18 protein-coding genes are annotated in these 19,916 nt (G+C 59.1%); 10 read left to right on the top strand and 8 right to left on the bottom strand.

Annotation, left to right across the window (positions count from 1 at the left end):
- Positions 1-11 precede the first annotated feature (11 nt).
- Together trkA and BFN10_RS18580 are read left to right on the top strand one after the other, a co-directional pair.
- Positions 12-1,385, top strand: a complete 1,374-nt coding sequence (gene trkA, locus BFN10_RS18585) for a Trk system potassium transporter TrkA (protein ID WP_071490899.1) — start codon at positions 12-14, stop codon at positions 1,383-1,385.
- An 18-nt stretch (positions 1,386-1,403) separates the two neighbouring features.
- On the top strand, positions 1,404-1,715 hold the full coding sequence (locus BFN10_RS18580) for a hypothetical protein (protein ID WP_071490898.1): 312 nt from the start codon (positions 1,404-1,406) through the stop codon (positions 1,713-1,715).
- 123 nt (positions 1,716-1,838) lie between these two features.
- On the opposite strand, the gene BFN10_RS18575 is transcribed toward BFN10_RS18580, so the two are convergent.
- The gene (locus BFN10_RS18575) at positions 1,839-2,726 is read right to left on the bottom strand and encodes a lysophospholipid acyltransferase (protein WP_071490897.1); all 888 of its coding nucleotides are present in this window, start codon (positions 2,724-2,726) and stop codon (positions 1,839-1,841) included.
- A 40-nt stretch (positions 2,727-2,766) separates the two neighbouring features.
- Positions 2,767-3,324, bottom strand: a complete 558-nt coding sequence (locus BFN10_RS18570) for a DNA-3-methyladenine glycosylase I (RefSeq protein ID WP_071490896.1) — start codon at positions 3,322-3,324, stop codon at positions 2,767-2,769.
- A gap of 81 nt (positions 3,325-3,405) precedes the next feature.
- On the opposite strand from BFN10_RS18570, the gene glyQ reads away from it, so the two are divergent.
- The 4 genes from glyQ (at position 3,406) to BFN10_RS18550 (ending at position 7,802) form a co-directional block, all read left to right on the top strand.
- Positions 3,406-4,359 (top strand): glycine--tRNA ligase subunit alpha, encoded by a 954-nt coding sequence (gene glyQ / locus BFN10_RS18565; protein ID WP_003187265.1) that lies wholly within the window; start codon positions 3,406-3,408, stop codon positions 4,357-4,359.
- Positions 4,356-6,410 (top strand): glycine--tRNA ligase subunit beta, encoded by a 2,055-nt coding sequence (glyS, locus tag BFN10_RS18560; RefSeq protein WP_071490895.1) that lies wholly within the window; start codon positions 4,356-4,358, stop codon positions 6,408-6,410. The genes glyQ and glyS overlap by 4 nt, the downstream gene beginning before the upstream one ends.
- A 2-nt stretch (positions 6,411-6,412) precedes the next feature.
- The gene (gmhB, locus tag BFN10_RS18555) at positions 6,413-6,949 is read left to right on the top strand and encodes a D-glycero-beta-D-manno-heptose 1,7-bisphosphate 7-phosphatase (RefSeq protein WP_162276392.1); all 537 of its coding nucleotides are present in this window, start codon (positions 6,413-6,415) and stop codon (positions 6,947-6,949) included.
- 82 nt (positions 6,950-7,031) lie between these two features.
- Positions 7,032-7,802, top strand: coding sequence for a lysophospholipid acyltransferase family protein (locus BFN10_RS18550; RefSeq protein WP_071490894.1), 771 nt, complete (start codon positions 7,032-7,034; stop codon positions 7,800-7,802).
- Between the two features lie 182 nt (positions 7,803-7,984).
- Here the strand turns inward: BFN10_RS18550 and BFN10_RS18545 are convergent, their stop codons facing one another.
- On the bottom strand, positions 7,985-10,264 hold the full coding sequence (locus BFN10_RS18545; RefSeq protein ID WP_071490893.1) for a CHASE2 domain-containing protein: 2,280 nt from the start codon (positions 10,262-10,264) through the stop codon (positions 7,985-7,987).
- A gap of 3 nt (positions 10,265-10,267) precedes the next feature.
- A complete protein-coding gene (locus BFN10_RS18540; protein WP_071490892.1) occupies positions 10,268-11,200 on the bottom strand; it encodes a FecR family protein in 933 nt (310 codons plus the stop codon).
- Between the two features lie 287 nt (positions 11,201-11,487).
- Here BFN10_RS18540 and BFN10_RS18535 point away from each other — a divergent pair, with 287 nt between their 5' ends.
- The gene (locus BFN10_RS18535) at positions 11,488-12,213 is read left to right on the top strand and encodes a response regulator transcription factor (RefSeq protein WP_071490891.1); all 726 of its coding nucleotides are present in this window, start codon (positions 11,488-11,490) and stop codon (positions 12,211-12,213) included.
- 105 nt (positions 12,214-12,318) lie between these two features.
- Here the strand turns inward: BFN10_RS18535 and gyrB are convergent, their stop codons facing one another.
- Genes gyrB through dnaA form a run of 4 tightly spaced genes read right to left on the bottom strand, consistent with a single transcriptional unit; the run spans position 12,319 to position 18,536 of the window.
- Positions 12,319-14,736 carry a DNA topoisomerase (ATP-hydrolyzing) subunit B gene (gyrB, locus tag BFN10_RS18530; RefSeq protein WP_025854386.1) on the bottom strand — a complete coding sequence of 806 codons (2,418 nt, stop codon included), beginning with the start codon at positions 14,734-14,736 and terminating at the stop codon, positions 12,319-12,321.
- Between the two features lie 4 nt (positions 14,737-14,740).
- Positions 14,741-15,844 (bottom strand): DNA replication/repair protein RecF, encoded by a 1,104-nt coding sequence (gene recF / locus BFN10_RS18525; protein WP_058424369.1) that lies wholly within the window; start codon positions 15,842-15,844, stop codon positions 14,741-14,743.
- Positions 15,845-15,864: 20 nt separating this feature from the next.
- A complete protein-coding gene (gene dnaN, locus BFN10_RS18520; protein WP_058424368.1) occupies positions 15,865-16,968 on the bottom strand; it encodes a DNA polymerase III subunit beta in 1,104 nt (367 codons plus the stop codon).
- Positions 16,969-17,006: 38 nt separating this feature from the next.
- Positions 17,007-18,536: a chromosomal replication initiator protein DnaA gene (gene dnaA, locus BFN10_RS18515; protein ID WP_071490890.1), complete on the bottom strand. Its 1,530-nt coding sequence runs from the start codon at positions 18,534-18,536 to the stop codon at positions 17,007-17,009.
- Positions 18,537-19,121: 585 nt separating this feature from the next.
- On the opposite strand from dnaA, the gene rpmH reads away from it, so the two are divergent.
- From rpmH to yidD, 3 genes are read left to right on the top strand one after another with little or no spacing between them, the layout of a single operon-like run.
- Positions 19,122-19,256 carry a 50S ribosomal protein L34 gene (gene rpmH / locus BFN10_RS28910; RefSeq protein WP_003213577.1) on the top strand — a complete coding sequence of 45 codons (135 nt, stop codon included), beginning with the start codon at positions 19,122-19,124 and terminating at the stop codon, positions 19,254-19,256.
- A 13-nt stretch (positions 19,257-19,269) separates the two neighbouring features.
- Positions 19,270-19,677 carry a ribonuclease P protein component gene (gene rnpA, locus BFN10_RS28905; protein WP_020302575.1) on the top strand — a complete coding sequence of 136 codons (408 nt, stop codon included), beginning with the start codon at positions 19,270-19,272 and terminating at the stop codon, positions 19,675-19,677.
- Positions 19,670-19,915, top strand: a complete 246-nt coding sequence (gene yidD, locus BFN10_RS28900; protein WP_003213574.1) for a membrane protein insertion efficiency factor YidD — start codon at positions 19,670-19,672, stop codon at positions 19,913-19,915. The genes rnpA and yidD overlap by 8 nt, the downstream gene beginning before the upstream one ends.
- The last annotated feature ends 1 nt before the right edge of the window (position 19,916 follow it).

The raw sequence follows: 19,916 nt of genomic DNA, 5'->3' as shown, positions 1-19,916 counted from the left end.
GGAGTGACCGGATGAAAATCATCATCCTTGGGGCAGGGCAGGTTGGTGGCACCTTGGCCGAACATTTGGCCAGCGAAGCCAACGACATCACCGTGGTCGACACCGACAGCGAGCGCCTGCGCAACCTCGGCGACCGCCTCGACATCCGCACCGTACAAGGCCGCGCCTCGTTCCCGACCGTGCTGCGCCAGGCCGGTGCGGATGACGCCGACATGCTGGTGGCCGTGACCAACAGTGACGAAACCAACATGGTCGCCTGCCAGGTGGCCCACACCCTGTTCCACACGCCGACCAAGATCGCCCGCGTACGCGAAGCGGCCTACCTGACCCGCGCCGGGCTGTTCGACAACGACGCGATTCCGGTAGACGTACTGATCAGTCCGGAACAGGTGGTAACCCACTACATCAAGCGCCTGATCGAAATCCCGGGTGCTCTGCAAGTGATCGACTTTGCCGGCGGCAAGGCGCAACTGGTCGCGGTAAAGGCCTACTACGGCGGTCCGCTGGTGGGCCAGCAACTGCGCCAGTTGCGCGAGCATATGCCGAATGTGGAAACCCGCGTCGCGGCGATTTTCCGGCGTGACCGTCCGATCCTGCCCCAGGGCGATACGGTGATCGAGGCCGACGACGAAGTGTTTTTCATCGCCGCCAAGGCGAATATTCGCGCGGTGATGAGCGAAATGCGCCGCCTCGACGAAACCTACAAGCGCATCGTCATCGCCGGCGGTGGGCAGATCGGCGAGCGTCTGGCCGAAGCCATCGAAAGCCGCTACCAGGTCAAGATCATCGAGATGAGCCCGGCACGTTGCCGGCATTTGTCCGACACCCTGGACAGCACCGTCGTACTGCAAGGCAGCGCCTCGGACCGCGACCTGCTGATGGAAGAAAACATCGCCGACGCCGACATCTTCCTGGCACTGACCAACGATGACGAAGCCAACATCATGTCGTCGTTGCTGGCCAAGCGGCTGGGGGCAAAGAAGGTGATGACCATCATCAACAACCCGGCCTACGTGGACCTGATCCAGGGCGGTGATATCGACATCGCCATCAGCCCGCAGCTGGCTACCATCGGCACCTTGCTCGCCCACGTACGCCGGGGCGATATCGTCAGCGTGCACTCCCTGCGCCGTGGTGCGGCGGAAGCCATCGAGGCGATTGCCCATGGCGACTCCAAGTCGAGCAAGGTGATCGGCAAGGCCATCCGCGATATCGGCTTGCCGCCGGGTACTACCATTGGCGCGATCATCCGTGACGAAGAGGTGATCATTGCCCACGACGATACGGTGATCCAAACCGGGGACCATGTGATTCTGTTCCTGGTGGACAAGAAACATATCCGCGATGTGGAGAAGCTGTTCCACGTGGGGTTGAGCTTTTTCTGATCGAATGGAGTGAACGGCATGCTCGAATCCCTGGAGAAAATGCTCGCCAAGGGTGTGGATAACGCGCTGCTGCGGTTTGGCTTGGGCAAGGGTTATCTGGATCTGAAGGACAACGCCAAGGCAGCGGAGCATTTGAGCAAGTGCGTCGAGTTCGACCCGAAGTATTCGGCGGCGTGGAAGTTGTTGGGCAAGGCGCTGTTGGGGTTGGAAGATCGTGCAGCGGCGCGGCTGGCGTGGGAGAAGGGGATAGAAGCGGCGCTTGCTCACGGCGACAAGCAGGCAGAGAAAGAGATGACCGTGTTCCTGAAAAAACTCGATCGCCAAGCCTGAGCAGGACTTAAATGTGGGAGGGGGCTTGCCCCCGATGGCAGTGTGTCAGTCGATACATATTTGACTGAGCAACCGCTATCGGGGGCAAGCCCCCTCCCACATTGGTTTTGCGTTGATCTTGAATCAGTACCAGCGCTCTTCACCCGGCGGGCGTTTCTTGAAGCGCTTCATGCTCCACATGTACTGGCTCGGGTAGGCACCGACGTAACGTTCCACCACCTTGCTCATCGCCGCGCAGGACGTGGCGGTATCGGTGCTGTACATGTCTTCCGGCGCCGCTTCCAGAATCACCTTGTAGCCCGAGCCATCCGGCAGCCGCAGTGCATGCAGGAACACGCCCACCGCCTTGTGACCAGCGAGCATGTTCGGCACGAACTTGCTGGTGAGCGCCTGGGTGGCGAAGAACGGCACGAAGATCCCGGCGGATTCGGCCGGCTCCGGATCGGCGGGAATCCCCACCTGGCCGCCCTTGCGCACTTCCTTGATCACGCTGAGGATGCCTTCCTTGGTCGACGCGGCCACGCGGTTACCCAGTTGCACGCGCTGCTTGCGCAGCAGCTCATCCACCGCCTTGAGCTTGGGCGGCCGGTAGAAAATGATCGGCTTGCACTGGCTGCAATAGAAGTGGTTGAGCACTTCCCAGTTGCCCAGATGGCTGGTGATGCCGACCACGCCTTTGCCCGAGGCCAGGGCTTCGTGCAGCACTTCCAGGCCTTCGACTTCACGTACCAGGTCGATGGAGCGCTGGGCCGGCCAGATCCAGGCGCAGGCGCTTTCGGTCAGGGACTTGCCGATGTCCATCAGGCTCTGGCCGACCAGGCGCTCACGGGCAGCCGGGTCCATGTCCGGGAAGCACTTGGAGAGGTTGATCCGCACCGTGTCACGGGAGCGGTTGGGGGTTTTCCACATGATCCAGCCGATGGCCGTGCCAACCGCCTGGACAGCGCGCCAGGGCAGCAGGGCAAACAACCGCAGAGCGCCTACCAGCAAGGCGCCTTTAAACTTTTCCACAGGTCACTCCTGATCGTGTGTGGTGCGCAAAGCGCGCATTCTAACCGGCGTTTGCCAAGTCCGCGTAACGGTCGCAGTCCTGAGTGTGGTCCATGACCATGCCCGAGGCCTGCATGAAGGCGTAGCAAATGGTCGGCCCGACGAAGGTGAAACCGGCTTTTTTCAGGGCCTTGCTCATGGCTTCGGCTTCGGGCGTGATCGCCGGGACTTCGCTGCGGTCCTTGAAGTGATTGACCTTGGGTTTGCCGCCGACGAAGGACCAGAGCAAACCCACCGGGTCCTCCAGCGCCAGCCAGGCAGCGGCGTTGCGCCGAGTGGCGTTAAGCTTCAGGCGGTTGCGCACGATGCCCGGATCGAGCATCAGCGCGTCTATCTCGGCGTCGCTCAGTTGGGCCAACCGCTGCGCATCAAACCCGAACAAGACCTTCCGATAATGCTCGCGTTTGCGTAAAACGGTGATCCAGGACAGGCCCGCCTGGAACCCTTCGAGCAAAAGCAACTCGAACAAACCCTGCGCATCGCGCAGCGGCGTTCCCCACTCCTGATCGTGATAAGCCATGTACAGCGGATCTTCAGAACACCAAAAGCAGCGTGGCATAAGGCTCCAGGGAGTGGTGGCGGGGCCGAATCGGGTATACTCCCGCTCTTTAAATCGCAGCCCAAGTAACAGGTGAATTTCGTGAGCCAGCCTACGCCAGCCGTGCGTACCTTCCAAGACTTGATCCTCGCCCTCCAGCAATACTGGGCCGAGCAAGGTTGTGTGGTACTTCAGCCCTACGATATGGAAGTAGGCGCCGGCACTTTCCACACCGCAACATTCCTGCGGGCCATCGGCCCGGAAACCTGGAACGCCGCTTATGTGCAGCCCAGTCGTCGCCCGACTGACGGCCGCTACGGCGAAAACCCGAACCGTCTGCAGCACTACTACCAGTTCCAGGTGGTATTGAAGCCGAACCCGGACAACTTCCAGGAACTCTACCTGGGCTCGCTCAAGCATGTGGGCCTGGACCCATTGGTCCACGACATCCGTTTCGTCGAAGACAACTGGGAATCGCCGACCCTGGGCGCCTGGGGCCTGGGCTGGGAAGTCTGGCTCAACGGCATGGAAGTGACGCAGTTCACTTACTTCCAGCAGGCCGGTGGTATCGAGTGCTACCCGGTGACCGGCGAGATCACCTACGGTCTCGAGCGCCTGGCCATGTACCTGCAGGGCGTGGACTCGGTCTACGACCTGGTGTGGGCTGACGGCCCGTTCGGCAAGGTCACCTACGGCGACGTGTTCCACCAGAACGAAGTGGAGCAGTCCACCTACAACTTCGAACACGCCAACGTCGACAAGCTGTTCGAACTGTTCGATTTCTACGAAAGCGAAGCCAAGCGCCTGATCGAGCTCGACCAGCCGCTGCCGTTGCCAAGCTATGAAATGGTGTTGAAGGCCTCCCATACCTTCAACCTGCTGGATGCGCGCCGTGCCATCTCGGTAACCGCGCGCCAGCAATACATCCTGCGTGTACGCACCCTGGCGCGTTCCGTCGCCCAAGCCTACCTGCTGGCTCGCGCCAAGCTGGGCTTCCCGATGGCCACCCCGGACCTGCGTGATGAAGTGTTGGCTAAGCTGGAGGCTGCACAATGAGTGTTCAAGATTTCCTGGTTGAACTGGGCACCGAAGAGCTGCCACCCAAGGCACTGAACACCCTGGCCGATGCGTTCCTGGCCGGTATCGAAAAGGGCCTGCAAACCGCCGGCCTGAAGTTCGCCGCGAAAAAAGTCTACGCCGCGCCGCGCCGCCTGGCCGTGTTGCTGACCGCACTGGAAACCCAGCAGCCGGACCGCAGCATCAACCTCGACGGCCCACCGCGCCAGGCCGCTTTCGACGCCGAAGGCAACCCGACCCAGGCTGCCCTGGGTTTCGCCAAGAAGTGTGGCGTGGAACTGAGTGAGATCGACCAGAGCGGCCCGAAACTGCGGTTCAGCCAGGTCATCACGGGCAAGCCGACCGCCAGCCTGCTGCCAACCATCGTCGAAGATTCGTTGAACGACCTGCCGATCCCCAAGCGTATGCGCTGGGGTGCACGCAAGGAAGAGTTCGTACGCCCAACCCAATGGCTGGTGATGCTGCTCGGTGACCAGGTCATCGACTGCACCATCCTCGCCCAGAAGGCCGGCCGTGACTCCCGTGGCCACCGCTTCCATCATCCGCAAGCGGTACGTATCACTTCGCCGGCCAACTACCTCAACGATCTGCGCGCTGCCTATGTGCTGGCTGATGCCAACGAGCGTCGCGAGCTGATCAGCAAGCGCACCGAAGAACTGGCCCGCCTGCAGGAGGGCACCGCCATCGTGCCGCCAAGCCTGCTCGACGAAGTGACCGCGCTGGTTGAATGGCCAGTGCCGCTGGTGTGCTCGTTCGAGGAGCGTTTCCTCGACGTGCCGCAGGAAGCCCTGATCACCACCATGCAGGACAACCAGAAGTACTTCTGCCTGCTGGACGTGGACGGTAAATTGCTGCCGCGCTTTATCACCGTGGCCAACATCGAGAGCAAGGACCCGCAGCAGATCATCGCCGGTAACGAGAAAGTCGTGCGCCCGCGCCTGACCGACGCCGAGTTCTTCTTCAAGCAAGACAAGAAACAGAAGCTGGAAGACTTCAACCTGCGCCTGCAGAACGTGGTATTCCAGGAAAAACTCGGCAGCGTCTACGACAAAGCTGTGCGGGTTTCCAAGCTGGCCGCCTACATTGCGCCGCGCATTGGTGGTGACTCCGCCTGGGCTGCCCGCGCTGGCCTGCTGTCCAAGTGCGACCTGGCCACCGAGATGGTCGGCGAGTTCCCGGAGATGCAAGGCGTAGCCGGTTACTACTACGCCCTCAACGACGGCGAGCCGGACGACGTGGCACTGGCCCTGAACGAGCAGTACATGCCGCGCGGTGCCGGCGCTGAATTGCCAAGCACCCTGACCGGTGCAGCCGTGGCCATCGCCGATAAACTGGACACCCTGGTAGGTATCTTCGGTATCGGCATGTTGCCAACCGGCAGCAAAGACCCGTATGCCCTGCGCCGTGCGGCCCTGGGCGTGCTGCGTATCCTGATCGACAAAAAGCTGGACCTCGACCTGACCCAGGCCGTGGTGTTCGCGGTCGGCCAGTTCGGTGCCAAGGTCAAGCAGGCCGGCCTGGCCGAGCAAGTACTGGAGTTTGTGTTCGACCGCCTGCGTGCGCGGTACGAAGACGAAGGCGTGGACGTGTCGGTGTACCTGTCGGTACGTGCCCTGCAGCCGGGTTCGGCGCTGGACTTCGACCAGCGCGTACAAGCCGTGCAGGCGTTCCGCAAACTGCCGGAAGCCGACGCCCTGGCCGCCGTGAACAAGCGTGTGTCGAACCTGCTGAGCAAGGCCGAAGGCCTGGGCAACGCTGACGTCGACCCTGGCCTGTTTGCCGATGCCAAGGAGTTCTCGCTGAACTCGGCCATCGCCAAGGCGGAAAACGCGGTGAAGCCGCTGATCGCTGAGCGCAACTACGCCGAAGCATTGGCGCGCCTGGCCACCTTGCGTGAGCCGGTGGATGCGTTCTTCGAAGCGGTGATGATCAATGCCGACGATGCCGGCGTGCGGAAAAACCGCTACGCCATGCTGGCGCGCCTGCGTGGCTTGTTCGTCAACATCGCTGACATTTCGACGCTGAGCTGACCATGTTGAAACTGCTGATTCTCGATCGGGACGGGGTGATCAACTACGACTCCGACGCTTACATCAAGTCGGTGGCGGAATGGATTCCACTGCCCGGCTCCATCGAGGCCATCGCGCAGTTGAGCAAAGCCGGCTGGACGGTGGCGATCGCCACCAACCAGTCCGGAATTGCTCGCGGGTACTACGACATCGCCACCCTGGACGCCATGCACGCACGCCTGCGTGCACTGGTGGCCGAGCAGGGCGGTGAGGTGGGGCTGGTGGTGTACTGCCCCCACGGGCCGGATGAGGGCTGCAATTGCCGCAAACCCAAGCCTGGCATGTTGAAAACCATTGCAGAACATTACAAGGTGCCCTTGGCTGGGCTATGGTTCGTCGGGGACAGCCTCGGTGACCTGGAGGCGGCCAAAGCCGTCGACTCTCAGCCAGTTTTGGTCAAGACCGGGAAAGGCGAAAAGACCCAGGCGAAAAACCTGCCGGTAGGCACCTTGATTTTTGACGATCTGGCGGCCGTTGCCGCAGAACTTATCAACAACTAGCCGCCCTCGACTTCCTGACCAAGGACTGTTCGGGAGTGCGCTTTTAACAGGCGGGCGTTGTCCCGCAACGGTAAATGCCGCCATGTCGATTTTGCAGGCCATCAGAACCTTTTTCTTTTACCTGCTGTTGGGCACCAGTTCGTTTCTCTGGTGCACCCTGAGCTTTTTTATTGCGCCCTTCTTGCCGTTCAAGGCGCGCTATCGCTTCATCAACGTTTACTGGTGCCGTTGCGCGCTGTGGCTGACCAAGGTGTTCCTGAACATCCGCTTCGAGATCAGGGGCGCGGAAAATGTCCCGGACCAGCCGTGCGTGATTCTGTCGAACCACCAGAGCACTTGGGAGACGTTCTTTCTCTCGGCGTACTTCTCGCCGTTGAGCCAGGTGCTCAAGCGTGAGTTGCTGTATGTGCCGTTCTTCGGCTGGGCCATGGCCATGTTGCGTCCTATCGCCATCGACCGCGACAACCCCAAGGCAGCGCTCAAGCACGTGGCCAAGAAGGGCGATGAACTGCTCAAGGATAACGTGTGGGTACTGATCTTCCCGGAAGGGACTCGCGTGCCCTACGGCACCGTAGGCAAGTTCTCACGCGGGGGTACGGCTTTGGCAGTCAACGCAAACTTGCCCGTGCTGCCGATTGCCCATAACGCCGGCAAGTTCTGGCCAAAGACCGGATGGGCCAAGCGCGAAGGCATCATCACCGTGGTGATTGGCGAACCGATGTACGCAGAAGGTGAAGGCCCACGTGCCATTGCAGCGCTGAATGACCGCGCTCAGGCGTGGAATGAAGCGCAGCAACGGGCAATGGGTTCGCTGCCGCCAGAGCCTGTTGTGGTCGACACGCCGGTGATCTGAGCATCTGTGGATAACCTGTGTACGGTTTGTTGGCGAATTGCGCTTTTTTAATCATAACAGCCTGATTTTATTGCATATTTCCCAAGCTCATAAAATCTCGGAAAAGGTGCATAAGTTTTTTCCGCATAAAAAAACCGGTCCTTGCGACCGGTTTTTTATGCACAGCAGAAAAGTACGTTTTTTCAGTCTTCCAGCAGGGGTAGTTGCAGGCTGAACGTGGTGCCTTTGCCTACCACGCTTTCGCAACGGATATGTCCACCGTGGCGCTCGACTACCGCCTTGACCATGGTCAACCCCAACCCCAATCCTTCACTCCCCTGAGCGGACTCAAAGCGCCGGTATTGGCTGAATAGCTCCGGCAAATCCTCTGCCGCAATCCCCGGCCCCTGGTCGCTGATACGGCATTCCAACCAGCCCTGCGCACTGCTGTGCCGCAACCTGACGGTGGTACCGGAAGAGGAGTATTTGATCGCGTTCTCCAGCACATTGAACAACGCACGAGTGAGCAGCGACTGGTCAGCGGAGACCATGCCCTCGTCGGCCTCATCCAGATCATGAACCAGGTGGATCCCCTTGAGCTGGGCGATCAGCGCCACCTGATCAAAGGCGTCCATCACCAACATCGCAAACAGCGTCGGCTGGAACTGGTAACCGTCAGCTTCGGCCTTCGCCAGTTGCACGAAAGATTCGGTAAGGCCCAGGGCGCGGCGAACCTGTTGTTCTATCTGGGCGAAGACTGGGGACTCGCCGTTATGCACATCCAGCAGCGCGAGGATCGCCGAGTGCGGTGCACGCAAGTCATGAGAGAGGAAACGCAACATGGTTTCGCGGTGCTGTTGCGCATCACGCTCCTTGCTCAAATCCGTCAGGCTCAACAGCCAGCCCAGTGCAACATCACCTTCGGCCGGCAGCAAGGGTGCCAATTCCATGCGCAGGCTGCGTTGATGGATGTCGCGGAACTCGACCAGCTCCAGCGCCGAGAGGGCGGGGCGCACGCCATTGTGCAGCGGCGGGTAGCCCAGGTCGGCCAATTGTTCCAGCAGGTTTTCGGTGACCAGGTCATTGCCGAACACCTCGCGGGCAATGCGGTTGGCCAGCAGGATGTTACCCATGGGGTCGGTAATCAGCGTCGCTACCGGCAGGCACTCCAGGCCATCGGCCATGAAGCGCCGCGTATCCCGCGTGCGGCTTACGGCCTGCTCCAGGGCAAAGATACGCGCTTGCAGCACGTCGCCTTTGCTGGCGGGCGCACGGCGGCGTTCGGGCAGGACTTTGGGTTCGTTATCCAGGCGCGCCAACTCCCAGCCGAAGTAGGCGAGGATCACGCTCAGGCGACGCCAGTTCCAGATCAGGTAGCTGAGCAGCAAACCAATCAGACACGCGGCTGGCGACCACCAGTGGCCCAGGCGCAACAAGGCCCAGGCGCCGAGCAACGCAGCGATCATGCAGCCCAGGGTCATCCACAGTGCATAGCGCGGGCGATAGAGCAGCAGGCCCAGCAACAATGCCACCAGGGAGGTCGCCATCAGCGCCGCGAGCCAGCCCGGCAGGTCGACAATGCTGCGACCTTGCAGCAAGCCGTTGAGCACATTTGCCTGGATTTCCACACCCGCCGTTGTACCGACCGTGGAGGAGAGGGGGGTGACGAACCGATCCCCCATACCGGAAGCCGTTGAACCCACCAGGATCAGGCGGCCTCGTAGCTGCTCGGGAGGAACCTCACCGCGCAATACGCTGACGTAGGACACGCTGGGGAAATGGGTATGGGGTGCGATAAACGGGATGCGGATGGCGTGTTCACGGTGCCAGTGTTGTGCGATCGCCTGCTGCGGCTCGCCCGGCATGTCCGATAGCTCGCCGCTCATCTCATAGGCCAGCCAGGCCAGTTGCGGTGCCGTCGTCTCGGGAGGGCCTTCACGTAGATACAGGCTGCGGACCACGCCGTCGCTGTCCGCTTCGACATTGATGTGGCCCACGCCCTTGGCGCACTTATGCAACGCCAGCATCTGACCACCGGGCTGGCTATAACTTGAAGTGCCCTCACGTACCAGAGGCAGCAAGACGTTGCCTGCATTGCATACCGCTTCGGCCAAGCGTATGTCATTGGCGGGATCGCCGGGCTCACTGAAGATCACATCGAAGAGGATACCCGCCGGTTGACTGGCGCTGAGGCGGTCGATCAGGTCGGCGTGCAAGCTGCGTGGCCAGGGCCACTGGCCAAGCTTCTTCAGGCTGGCGTCATCAATGGTCACCAGCAGGATGCGCGGGTCTACAGGAAGCGGGGTAAGGCGCCGAAGGCTGTCGTACAGCGGATTATTCAACGCCAGGCCTGGGCTCAACGACAGATAGACGGTAACAGGCAGCAACAGCAACCCGATCCACAACCACTCGCGCACCAGGCCATGAAACAGGCGCTGGGCATGGGTGGGCTGGCGTTTTTCGGTCTTGCCCCAGAGCTTCATAGGTCAATGTGCCTGGGTGGTGGGTGGGTAGTAAAAGATGTCATAGACCCCGGTTTCTCCCTCCAGCCCGTTTTCATCGTAGGCCGAAAGGCGCACGTGGTAGAACGAGGCTTTGAGCCCAGTGAAGCTCATTTTCGGCGCACTGGAAAAGTTTTCCTGCTTGATGTCCATGAAGGCTTTGTCGGTAGCGACCTGTGCCCGGTATCGCTGGGCTCCGGGCAAAGGCCGGAGGTACAGGCTCCAGACCGGCGCATCGCCTTTCTGGCCGTCCTGACCCACGAGCTTCGGTGCAGCAAGTAGCTCAACCGGTTTCAGGTCTCCCTGCTTCCTGAACAGCAGACCTTGCCGGGCACCGATTTTTACCTCCTGTTCCATCGGCTGGTTTTTCGCCTCGCGGCTGACGGCAACCTGCCCATCCAACACTTCGAGCAGCGATTGCTCTGCGTCGTTACGCACCCGGAAATGCGTGCCGCGTACGCCCAACACCCCCACGGGGGTCACGATCTGAAAACGATCATGGTCGCTGGTACGCTTGATCACATACGCTTCCGCCTGACCTTGTTCGAGTACAACCTGGGGAATCGACAGCTTGCGCTCCAGATGCAATCGAACCTGTGAACTTGCGGGCAACACCACGCGGGATCCGTCACCGAGCAACAGGCTGACAAACGCCGACGCCGAGGTCTTCACGCCTTCCTGTTCATCAATGGTCATGCCTTCCAGCAAAAGGCTCGCCTGGCCCTTGGTATCAATTTTCCAGGCTTCCCCGGTGAGATGCTGAACCACCGCCGGCAGGGGCTGGGGGCGACACAGCATGTGATCATCGATATAAGGCGTGCGCGTCTTGCCAACCGCCCCTGCAGAACCGACAGCCATGATCAACAATGAGGGGAGGGCGCGGCACAGGCGGTTCGAAGAAAGGATCATGGTGCTCATCAAGATTGGGTTCCAGAAGGTATCTGACACCAGCACGCAGGAGTGTACGGCAGCGCATGCGTCGGCTGATCCTTTTCCTTATGGGCGGGAGCCGGTATCTTTCCCACATCGGTATCAAGGACTTTCAATGGGTTAATCGCACATTGATGCCAGCGTACCGAGAGATCCAAGGGGTCGACGGATCTGAACACAATTCTTCAGATTCAGAGACCGGCATCTGCGCAGTACGTGCCCATCACTAACCCGGCTGACGGCTGCCGTATTTTTCAAGAAGAAAGGACCCACCCATGCGTGTCGCAATACTGGATGACGAACCCGCGGAACTGCGACGGGTGGAACAGACACTGCGACAAATCCCCAGCACCGCCGAACAACCCTGGACCCTGCACTGCTTCGAACGCGGTGAAGACCTGCTACGCCAATTGCGCCGGGAAACCTTCGACCTGTTGATACTCGATTGGCAATTGCCGGATATCAGCGGTATTGCTCTGTTGCGCTGGACCCGTGAACACATGGAGTCGCCGCCTGCGGTCATCATGCTGACCAGCCGCGATGCAGAGAGCGATATCGTCACTGCGCTGAACAGTGGTGCCGATGATTATGTCAGCAAGCCCTTCCGTCCCAATGAACTGAAGGCGAGGGTGACGGCGGTTCTACGTCGCCACGGCCTGCAGAAATCAGCCAACCATGAAGTGCAGAGCTTCAACGACCTGACCTTTGATGATGCGGAGTTGACCGTGACCCGGGCGGGCAAACCGATCAACCTCACCGAACGCGAGTACCGTCTGGCCAGTTGCTTGTTTGCCAACCTGGCCCGACCGCTTTCCCGAGAGTATCTCTATGAGCGGTTTTGGACCCACGAAGAAATGGTGTCGTCGCGGCCGCTCGATACGCATATCTATCGACTGCGTAATAAGTTGGGACTGACCGCGGATAGGGGGTGGCAGCTGTTGACGATCTATGGGTACGGTTACCGATTGGAAAGTGTAGCGGTGCCCTCGCAACAGGGCTGAAAACCAGAATGTTCCACGTGGAGCATTCAGCAGACAGCGGATATTCACCCAATAAAAAAGGCCAACGCATAGCGTTGGCCTTTTGGGTTCAGCAGACTATCAGAATCAGAAGTCCAGGTTGGAGACCGCCAGGGCATTACTTTCAATGAAGTCACGACGAGGCTCGACCGCATCACCCATCAGGGTGTTGAAGATCTGGTCCGCGCCAATGGCGTCCTCGATGGTCACGCGCAGCATGCGACGCTGAGCAGGGTCCATGGTGGTTTCCCACAGCTGATCCGGGTTCATTTCACCCAGACCTTTGTAGCGCTGGATGGTATGGCGCTTGGTGCTTTCGGCCATCAGCCAATCGAGGGCTTCCTTGAATTCCTTGACCTGCTTCTTGCGTTCGCCACGTTGAATATAAGCGCCGTCGTCCAACAGGGTGCTCAGTTGCGCGCCCAGCGTTACTACGGTCTTGTAGTCATTGCTGCCGAAGAAGTCGCGGTTGAAGGTGACGTAGTTCGACAGGCCGTGGGAGATCAGTTCGACCTCTGGCAGCCATACGTTACGTTCACGGTCTTCACGCAGGCTGGCTTTGTACACCAGGCCGGACTTCTCGACAGTGCGCAGACGCACTTCGTACTGGGCCAGCCAATCCTGCATGTGCGCGTGGTCGCCCAGTTGCTCCAGGCTGACGGCTGGCAGGTAGATGAAGTGCTCGGTCAACTCCTGAGGGTACAGGCGCGACAGACGCTTGAGGGTCTTCATCACCATGCGGAAGTCGTTAACCAGACGCTCCAACGCTTCACCGGAGATACCCGGAGCCTCATCGTTCAAGTGCAGGCTGGCATCTTCCAGAGCCGACTGCGTCATGTACTCTTCCATGGCGTCGTCGTCTTTGATGTATTGCTCTTGCTTGCCTTTTTTGACTTTGTACAACGGCGGCTGGGCGATGTAGATGTAGCCACGCTCGATCAGCTCCGGCAACTGACGGAAGAAGAAGGTCAGCAGCAGGGTCCGGATGTGCGAACCGTCGACGTCAGCATCGGTCATGATGATGATGTTGTGGTAGCGCAGCTTGTCGATGTTGTACTCGTCGCGGCCGATACCGCAGCCCAACGCTGTGATCAAGGTGCCAACTTCCTGGGAAGAAATCATCTTGTCGAAGCGCGCCTTCTCGACGTTGAGGATCTTACCCTTCAACGGCAGGATGGCCTGGGTGCGACGGTTACGACCCTGCTTGGCGGAACCGCCAGCAGAGTCACCTTCCACCAGGTACAGTTCGGAGAGGGCAGGGTCCTTCTCCTGGCAGTCAGCCAGTTTGCCCGGCAGGCCAGCGATATCCAGCGCACCTTTACGACGGGTCATCTCACGTGCTTTACGCGCCGCTTCACGGGCACGTGCAGCGTCGATCATCTTGCCAACGACCAGCTTGGCTTCGTTCGGGTTCTCCAGCAGGAAGTCGGAGAAATACTTGCCCATTTCCTGTTCAACGGCAGTCTTCACTTCGGAAGACACCAGCTTGTCTTTGGTCTGGGAGCTGAACTTGGGATCCGGCACTTTCACCGAAATAATCGCGGTCAGGCCTTCACGCGCATCATCACCGGTGGTGGCGACTTTGTGCTTCTTGGCCAGGCCTTCGGCCTCGATATAGGTATTCAGGTTACGCGTCAGTGCGGAACGGAAACCCACCAGGTGAGTACCGCCGTCGCGCTGAGGAATGTTGTTGGTGAAGCACAACAGGTTCTCGTTGAAACTGTCGTTCCACTGAAGGGCGATTTCCACGCCAATGCCGTCTTCACGCTGGATGTTGAAGTGGAACACCTGGTTGACCGCAGTCTTGTTGGTGTTCAGGTATTCAACGAACGCACGCAAGCCGCCTTCGTACTTGAACAGCTCTTCCTTGCCGCTGCGCTCGTCCTTGAGGACGATACCCACGCCGGAGTTAAGGAACGACAGTTCACGAATCCGCTTGGCCAGGATGTCCCAGCTGAAGTGGATATTCTTGAAGGTTTCAGCCGATGGCTTGAAGTGGATCTGGGTACCGGTGGTTTCACTGTCGCCGACGATTTTCATCGGTTCTTGTGGAACACCGTGGACGTACGTCTGTTCCCAGATCTTGCCGCTACGGCGCACGGTCAGGATCAGCTCTTCGGACAGTGCGTTCACTACCGAAACGCCAACACCGTGCAAACCACCGGAGACCTTATAGGAGTTGTCGTCGAACTTACCGCCGGCGTGGAGCACGGTCATGATGACCTCCGCCGCCGAGACGCCTTCTTCTTTGTGCACGTCTACTGGAATACCGCGACCGTTGTCACGCACGGTAATAGACTCATCCGGGTGGATGATGATGCTGATGTCGTCGCAGTGACCGGCCAAAGCTTCGTCGATGGAGTTGTCGACCACCTCGAACACCATGTGGTGCAGACCGCTACCGTCATCAGTGTCGCCAATGTACATACCGGGACGTTTGCGTACGGCATCCAAACCTTTCAGCACTTTAATGCTGGTCGAGTCGTACGTGTTTTCTTCGCTCATGCCTTCACTCCCGATGGTCGTGGGTCTGGGTGATACGGCCTTGTTCCACGTGGAACAAAGCGACTGGCGTTTCCGTCTGCCAGCCTTCCCTCAATAATTCGTGGTCTACACAAGTGATAAACACCTGGCAGCGTAATTCTTCCAACAAGCGGCATAGCGCGTGGCGGTGCTGCTCGTCGAGTTCCGACGGCAAGTCGTCCACCAGATAAATACACTGACCGCGCCGGGCTTGGCTCACTAAGTGGCCCTGGGCAATACGCAGTGCGCACACCACCAACTTCTGCTGGCCACGGGACAAAATGTCCGCAGCATTGTGAGCGCCTAATCTAAGGCGCAAATCAGCCCGTTGTGGCCCGGCCTGGGTATGGCCAATTTGCTGATCCCGCTGCAGGGACGTCGCGAGCACTGCACTCAGCTCACGCTCTTTGTCCCAACCACGGTAGTAGCTCAGCGTCAGCCCTTCGAGGTCCAACAACTCACTCAAGGTCTGCTCAAAGACTGGTTTCAAGGCTTTGATATAGGCGCGGCGGTATTCATCTATTTCGTCGCTGGCCAGGCACAGTTCACGGTCCCAGGCCGCTTGCGAAGCGGCGTCAAGTGTACCATGCCGCAGCCATGAGTTCCGCTGCCGCAGGGCCTTCTGCAAGCGCTGCCACGTGGCCATGAAACGTGGTTCCACGTGGAACACTCCCCAATCGAGGAATTGCCTGCGGATTTTCGGGGCACCCTCCAACAAACGAAAGCTGTCGGGGTTGATCAATTGCAGCGGCAGAATTTCCGCCAGCTGCGCGGCACTGCGAGCATTTTGCCCGTCAATGCGGATTTGGAACTCTCCACCGCGATCTCGGGATATGCCCAGGCTGCTATGCCCACCTTCCGCCAGTTCGACCTGGCCAAACACCGTGCACGCCAATTGTTCGTACTGGATGACGGGTAACAGGCGAGCGCTGCGGAAGGAACGGGCAAGCCCCAACAGATGAATGGCTTCCAGCACGCTGGTTTTGCCACTGCCGTTAGCGCCGTGGAGGATATTGATGCGGGGAGAGGGGGAGAAGGTCACCGGGTGCAGATTGCGCACCGCGGTGACCGAGACGCGACTGAGGGACATCTAGCTTCTGCTGAGCATGGTTACAGGCGCATCGGCATGACTACGTAAGCCGAGTCATCGTTGTCGGATTCCTGCACCAGGGCGCTGCTATTGGAGTCCGACAGAATCAGACGAACCTGTTCGGTGGTCATCACACCCAGTACGTCCAACAGATAGCTCACGTTGAAGCCGATTTCCAGCGAACCGCCGTTGTAGTCAACGCCCACTTCTTCTTCCGCTTCTTCCTGCTCCGGGTTGTTCGCCTGGATTTTCAACTGACCGTTGGCCAGTTGCAGACGGATACCACGGTACTTCTCGTTGGACAGGATCGCGGTACGGCTGAACGCTTCACGCAGCGCTTGGCGATCGCCCAGCACCAGCTTGTCGCCACCTTTAGGCAACACGCGCTCGTAATCCGGGAACTTGCCGTCAACCAGCTTGGAAGTGAAAGTGAATTCGCCGGTAGTCGCGCGGATATGGTGCTGCCCCAGCACGATGCTGACGTTGCCTTCCGGCTCTGTAAGCAGACGCGCCAGCTCAAGGATACCCTTGCGCGGCACGATCACCTGGTGACGATCCGGTTGGCCGATATCGGCACGCATCGAACACATCGCCAGACGGTGACCGTCGGTGGCCACCGCGCGGATAATACCTTCCGACACTTCCAACAGCATGCCGTTGAGGTAGTAGCGTACATCCTGCTGAGCCATGGCGAAGCTGGTGCGCTCGATCAAGCGACGCAGCTTGCTCTGATCCAGGCTGCACGTCAGAGAACCCGGGCCTTCTTCAACCGTCGGGAAATCATTTGCCGGCAAGGTGGACAAGGTGAAGCGGCTGCGGCCGGCCTTGACGACCAACTTGGCTTCATCAACCTTGATGTCGATCAACGCATCGTTCGGCAGGCTTTTGCAGATGTCCATCAGCTTGCGCGCCGGCACGGTGATCTCGCCAGGCTCGGCGGGTTCTTCCAGCTGTACACGGCCGACCAGCTCGACTTCCAGGTCGGTACCGGTCAGGGACAATTGCTGGCCTTCGACGACCAGCAATACGTTAGAGAGCACCGGCAAGGTCTGTCGGCGCTCGACGACGCCTGCGACCAGTTGCAGGGGTTTCAACAGGGCTTCGCGTTGAATGGTGAAATGCATGGTCTAGTCCCTTGCCTTAATAAGCTGCGCTGGTGTCATCAAGTAGTCAGTGTACGCAGCAGGTTCTTGTAGTCCTCGCGAATATCCGCGTCGGATTCCTTAAGTTCGTTGATCTTGCGGCACGCGTGCAAGACCGTGGTGTGGTCGCGTCCGCCAAACACATCACCGATTTCCGGCAGGCTGTGGTTGGTCAACTCCTTGGAGAGCGCCATGGCCACCTGACGGGGACGTGCAACCGAGCGCGAACGGCGCTTGGACAACAGGTCGGAAATCTTGATCTTGTAGTACTCGGCCACGGTGCGCTGGATGTTATCCACACTCACCAGTTTGTCCTGCAGCGCCAACAAGTCTTTGAGGGATTCGCGAATCAGCTCGATGGTGATGTCGCGGCCCATGAAGTGTGAGTGCGCGATGACCCGCTTGAGTGCACCTTCGAGCTCACGCACGTTGGAGCGGATGCGTTGGGCGATAAAGAAGGCGGCATCGTGTGGCAGATCGACTTTGGCCTGATCGGCCTTTTTCATCAGGATCGCGACGCGGGTTTCAAGCTCCGGCGGCTCTACCGCAACAGTCAGGCCCCAGCCGAAGCGCGACTTCAGGCGTTCTTCCAGGCCTTCGATTTCCTTCGGATAACGGTCGCTGGTCAAGATGACCTGCTGGCCACCTTCGAGCAGGGCGTTGAAGGTGTGGAAAAACTCTTCCTGGGAACGCTCTTTACGGGCAAAGAATTGAATGTCATCGATCAGCAACGCATCAACCGAGCGGTAGAACCGCTTGAACTCGTTGATCGCGTTGAGCTGCAAGGCCTTGACCATGTCTGCCACGAAACGCTCCGAGTGCAGGTACACGACCTTGGCATTCGGGTTCTTCTTTAATAGGTGGTTACCCACAGCGTGCATCAAGTGAGTCTTACCCAAGCCAACGCCACCATAAAGGAAGAGCGGGTTGTAACCATGCTTGGGGTTATCGGCGACCTGCCAGGCGGCTGCGCGAGCCAACTGGTTGGATTTACCTTCGACAAAGTTCTCGAAGGTGAACGTACGGTTCAGGTAGCTGGTGTGCTTGAGCGCGCCTTCGACCTGGACGGTGCGCTGTTCGGCGCGGACCGGGGCTTGCTGGGACGCGGCGCCTGCCATCGGGTCAAAGCTGTCGCGGGACGGCTCTTCATTTTCTGGCGCGCTTTTTCTCGCAGACGATTTGGATGACGCCGGTGCAGGAGCAGGAGCAGGAGCAGGCGCACTGGCGGCCGGTGCGGCGGCTGCCTGGGCTTGCGACGCCGCAGCGGCCAATGGCGCATTCGGCGCAGCGCGAGGTGCAGAGCTGCGTTTGCTGCCTATTAATAAGGAGAGCACGGGCGCGAGGCCGTTGCCATGTTCATCGAGCAATTCCAGAACGCGGCTCAGGTACTTCTCGTTGACCCAATCGAGAACAAAACGATTGGGTGCGTAGACACGCAACTCGTCGCCTTCGGCTTCGACCTGTAGCGGACGGATCCAGGTGTTGAATTGCTGGGCAGGCAGCTCATCGCGCAAAAGCTCCACGCACTGCTGCCAAAGTTCCACTGACACGGATATCCCCTAAGTTGAAAGCCGGTGAGGCAAAAACAGCCGCCATTGTAGCGGCGAGCCGTCCACTTATCCACATGTAGCTTGATCACAGGCCAGCCAAAATCAACGTCTTAACAGCAATAAAGGCGACCAATGGTCTGTGCATAAGCTCTGTGGATAAGCGGCCCTGAGATCGTTGCACAAGTGGGGGCGAAAGTCTGTGGGTAACCAGCCTGTGGATAACAGCCCATTCCACACACAGCTTATCCGACAGCGCAGCACAGGCAGAGCACCGTTTCTCCCCCGTGTTGTCATTCTCTGTACATCACGTGGAATATGGCCTAAAGGCAGTTATCCACAGCTGAATGCGTGTCTAGCTTTTATAAGCTTTACAGAAAAGCTTTAAATAACTTCCTTCTTTATTTTTATATCTATCCCATGAGCACTGGAAGCCAAGCGAACAGAAAAGAGCCAATGGCCTGTGGAGATCTAATTAAAGGAAAAGCTGGTTGGAAATTGACCTAGAGGCTTGCTTTCACTAGAATCGCCGGTCTCTTAAAACGGGGGCCATTCCGGCCCGTTGTGGACGAACCAGGTAACAACGCCATGAAACGTACTTTCCAACCAAGCACCATCAAACGCGCCCGCACCCACGGCTTCCGTGCTCGCATGGCTACCAAGAACGGCCGTGCTGTCCTGTCGCGTCGTCGCGCCAAAGGTCGTGCGCGTCTGGCAGTTTGATAATCCGGTACTGGTGGTGAGTCAGGACTTCAGTCGGGAAAAGCGTCTGCTAACCCCCCGGCATTTCAAGGCAGTCTTTGACTCCCCCACCGGCAAGGTTCCGGGGAAAAATCTCCTGCTCCTTGCGCGTAACAACGATCTGGATCACCCCCGACTCGGGTTGGTGATCGGCAAGAAGAGCGTAAAGCTCTCCGTTGAGCGCAATCGCCTCAAGCGTCTGATGCGCGAATCGTTTCGCCTCCACCAGGACACTCTGGTTGGTTGGGATATTGTTATCGTCGCGCGCAAAGGCTTGGGGGATGTAGAAAACCCCGAATTGATTCAGCATTTCGGCAAGCTCTGGAAACGTTTGGCGCGTACCCACAAGCCAGCACCAGCAGTCAGCACCGAAACTGTAGGGGTAGACAGCCTTGATGCGTAAACTGGCCCTCGTTCCGATCCAGTTTTATCGCTATGCCATTAGTCCTCTGATGGCCAACCACTGTCGTTTCTACCCCAGTTGTTCCTGCTACGCGTTAGAGGCCATAGAAAACCATGGTCTTCTGCGCGGTGGCTGGCTGACCTTTCGTCGTTTAGGTCGCTGTCATCCGTGGAATCCCGGTGGTTATGACCCGGTTCCACCTATCCCTACCTCCCGTTCTTCTTCGATGGCCGAGTAAT

Source organism: Pseudomonas extremorientalis, from assembly GCF_001870465.1.
Taxonomy (GTDB): Bacteria; Pseudomonadota; Gammaproteobacteria; order Pseudomonadales; family Pseudomonadaceae; genus Aquipseudomonas; species Aquipseudomonas extremorientalis.
This window is presented reverse-complemented; position numbering and strand designations above follow the sequence as displayed.

Bases quoted from the DNA above. Each gene is read 5' to 3' on its own strand.
- rpmH (WP_003213577.1), top strand. From the start codon at position 19,122: ATGAAACGTACTTTCCAACCAAGCACCATCAAACGCGCCCGCACCCAC.
- BFN10_RS18540 (WP_071490892.1), bottom strand. From the start codon at position 11,200: ATGAGCACCATGATCCTTTCTTCGAACCGCCTGTGCCGCGCCCTCCCC.
- BFN10_RS18570 (WP_071490896.1), bottom strand. From the start codon at position 3,324: ATGCCACGCTGCTTTTGGTGTTCTGAAGATCCGCTGTACATGGCTTAT.
- trkA (WP_071490899.1), top strand. From the start codon at position 12: ATGAAAATCATCATCCTTGGGGCAGGGCAGGTTGGTGGCACCTTGGCC.
- BFN10_RS18535 (WP_071490891.1), top strand. From the start codon at position 11,488: ATGCGTGTCGCAATACTGGATGACGAACCCGCGGAACTGCGACGGGTG.
- yidD (WP_003213574.1), top strand. From the start codon at position 19,670: ATGCGTAAACTGGCCCTCGTTCCGATCCAGTTTTATCGCTATGCCATT.
- gmhB (WP_162276392.1), top strand. From the start codon at position 6,413: ATGTTGAAACTGCTGATTCTCGATCGGGACGGGGTGATCAACTACGAC.
- gyrB (WP_025854386.1), bottom strand. From the start codon at position 14,736: ATGAGCGAAGAAAACACGTACGACTCGACCAGCATTAAAGTGCTGAAA.
- glyS (WP_071490895.1), top strand. From the start codon at position 4,356: ATGAGTGTTCAAGATTTCCTGGTTGAACTGGGCACCGAAGAGCTGCCA.
- recF (WP_058424369.1), bottom strand. From the start codon at position 15,844: ATGTCCCTCAGTCGCGTCTCGGTCACCGCGGTGCGCAATCTGCACCCG.
- BFN10_RS18545 (WP_071490893.1), bottom strand. From the start codon at position 10,264: ATGAAGCTCTGGGGCAAGACCGAAAAACGCCAGCCCACCCATGCCCAG.
- dnaN (WP_058424368.1), bottom strand. From the start codon at position 16,968: ATGCATTTCACCATTCAACGCGAAGCCCTGTTGAAACCCCTGCAACTG.
- BFN10_RS18580 (WP_071490898.1), top strand. From the start codon at position 1,404: ATGCTCGAATCCCTGGAGAAAATGCTCGCCAAGGGTGTGGATAACGCG.
- BFN10_RS18550 (WP_071490894.1), top strand. From the start codon at position 7,032: ATGTCGATTTTGCAGGCCATCAGAACCTTTTTCTTTTACCTGCTGTTG.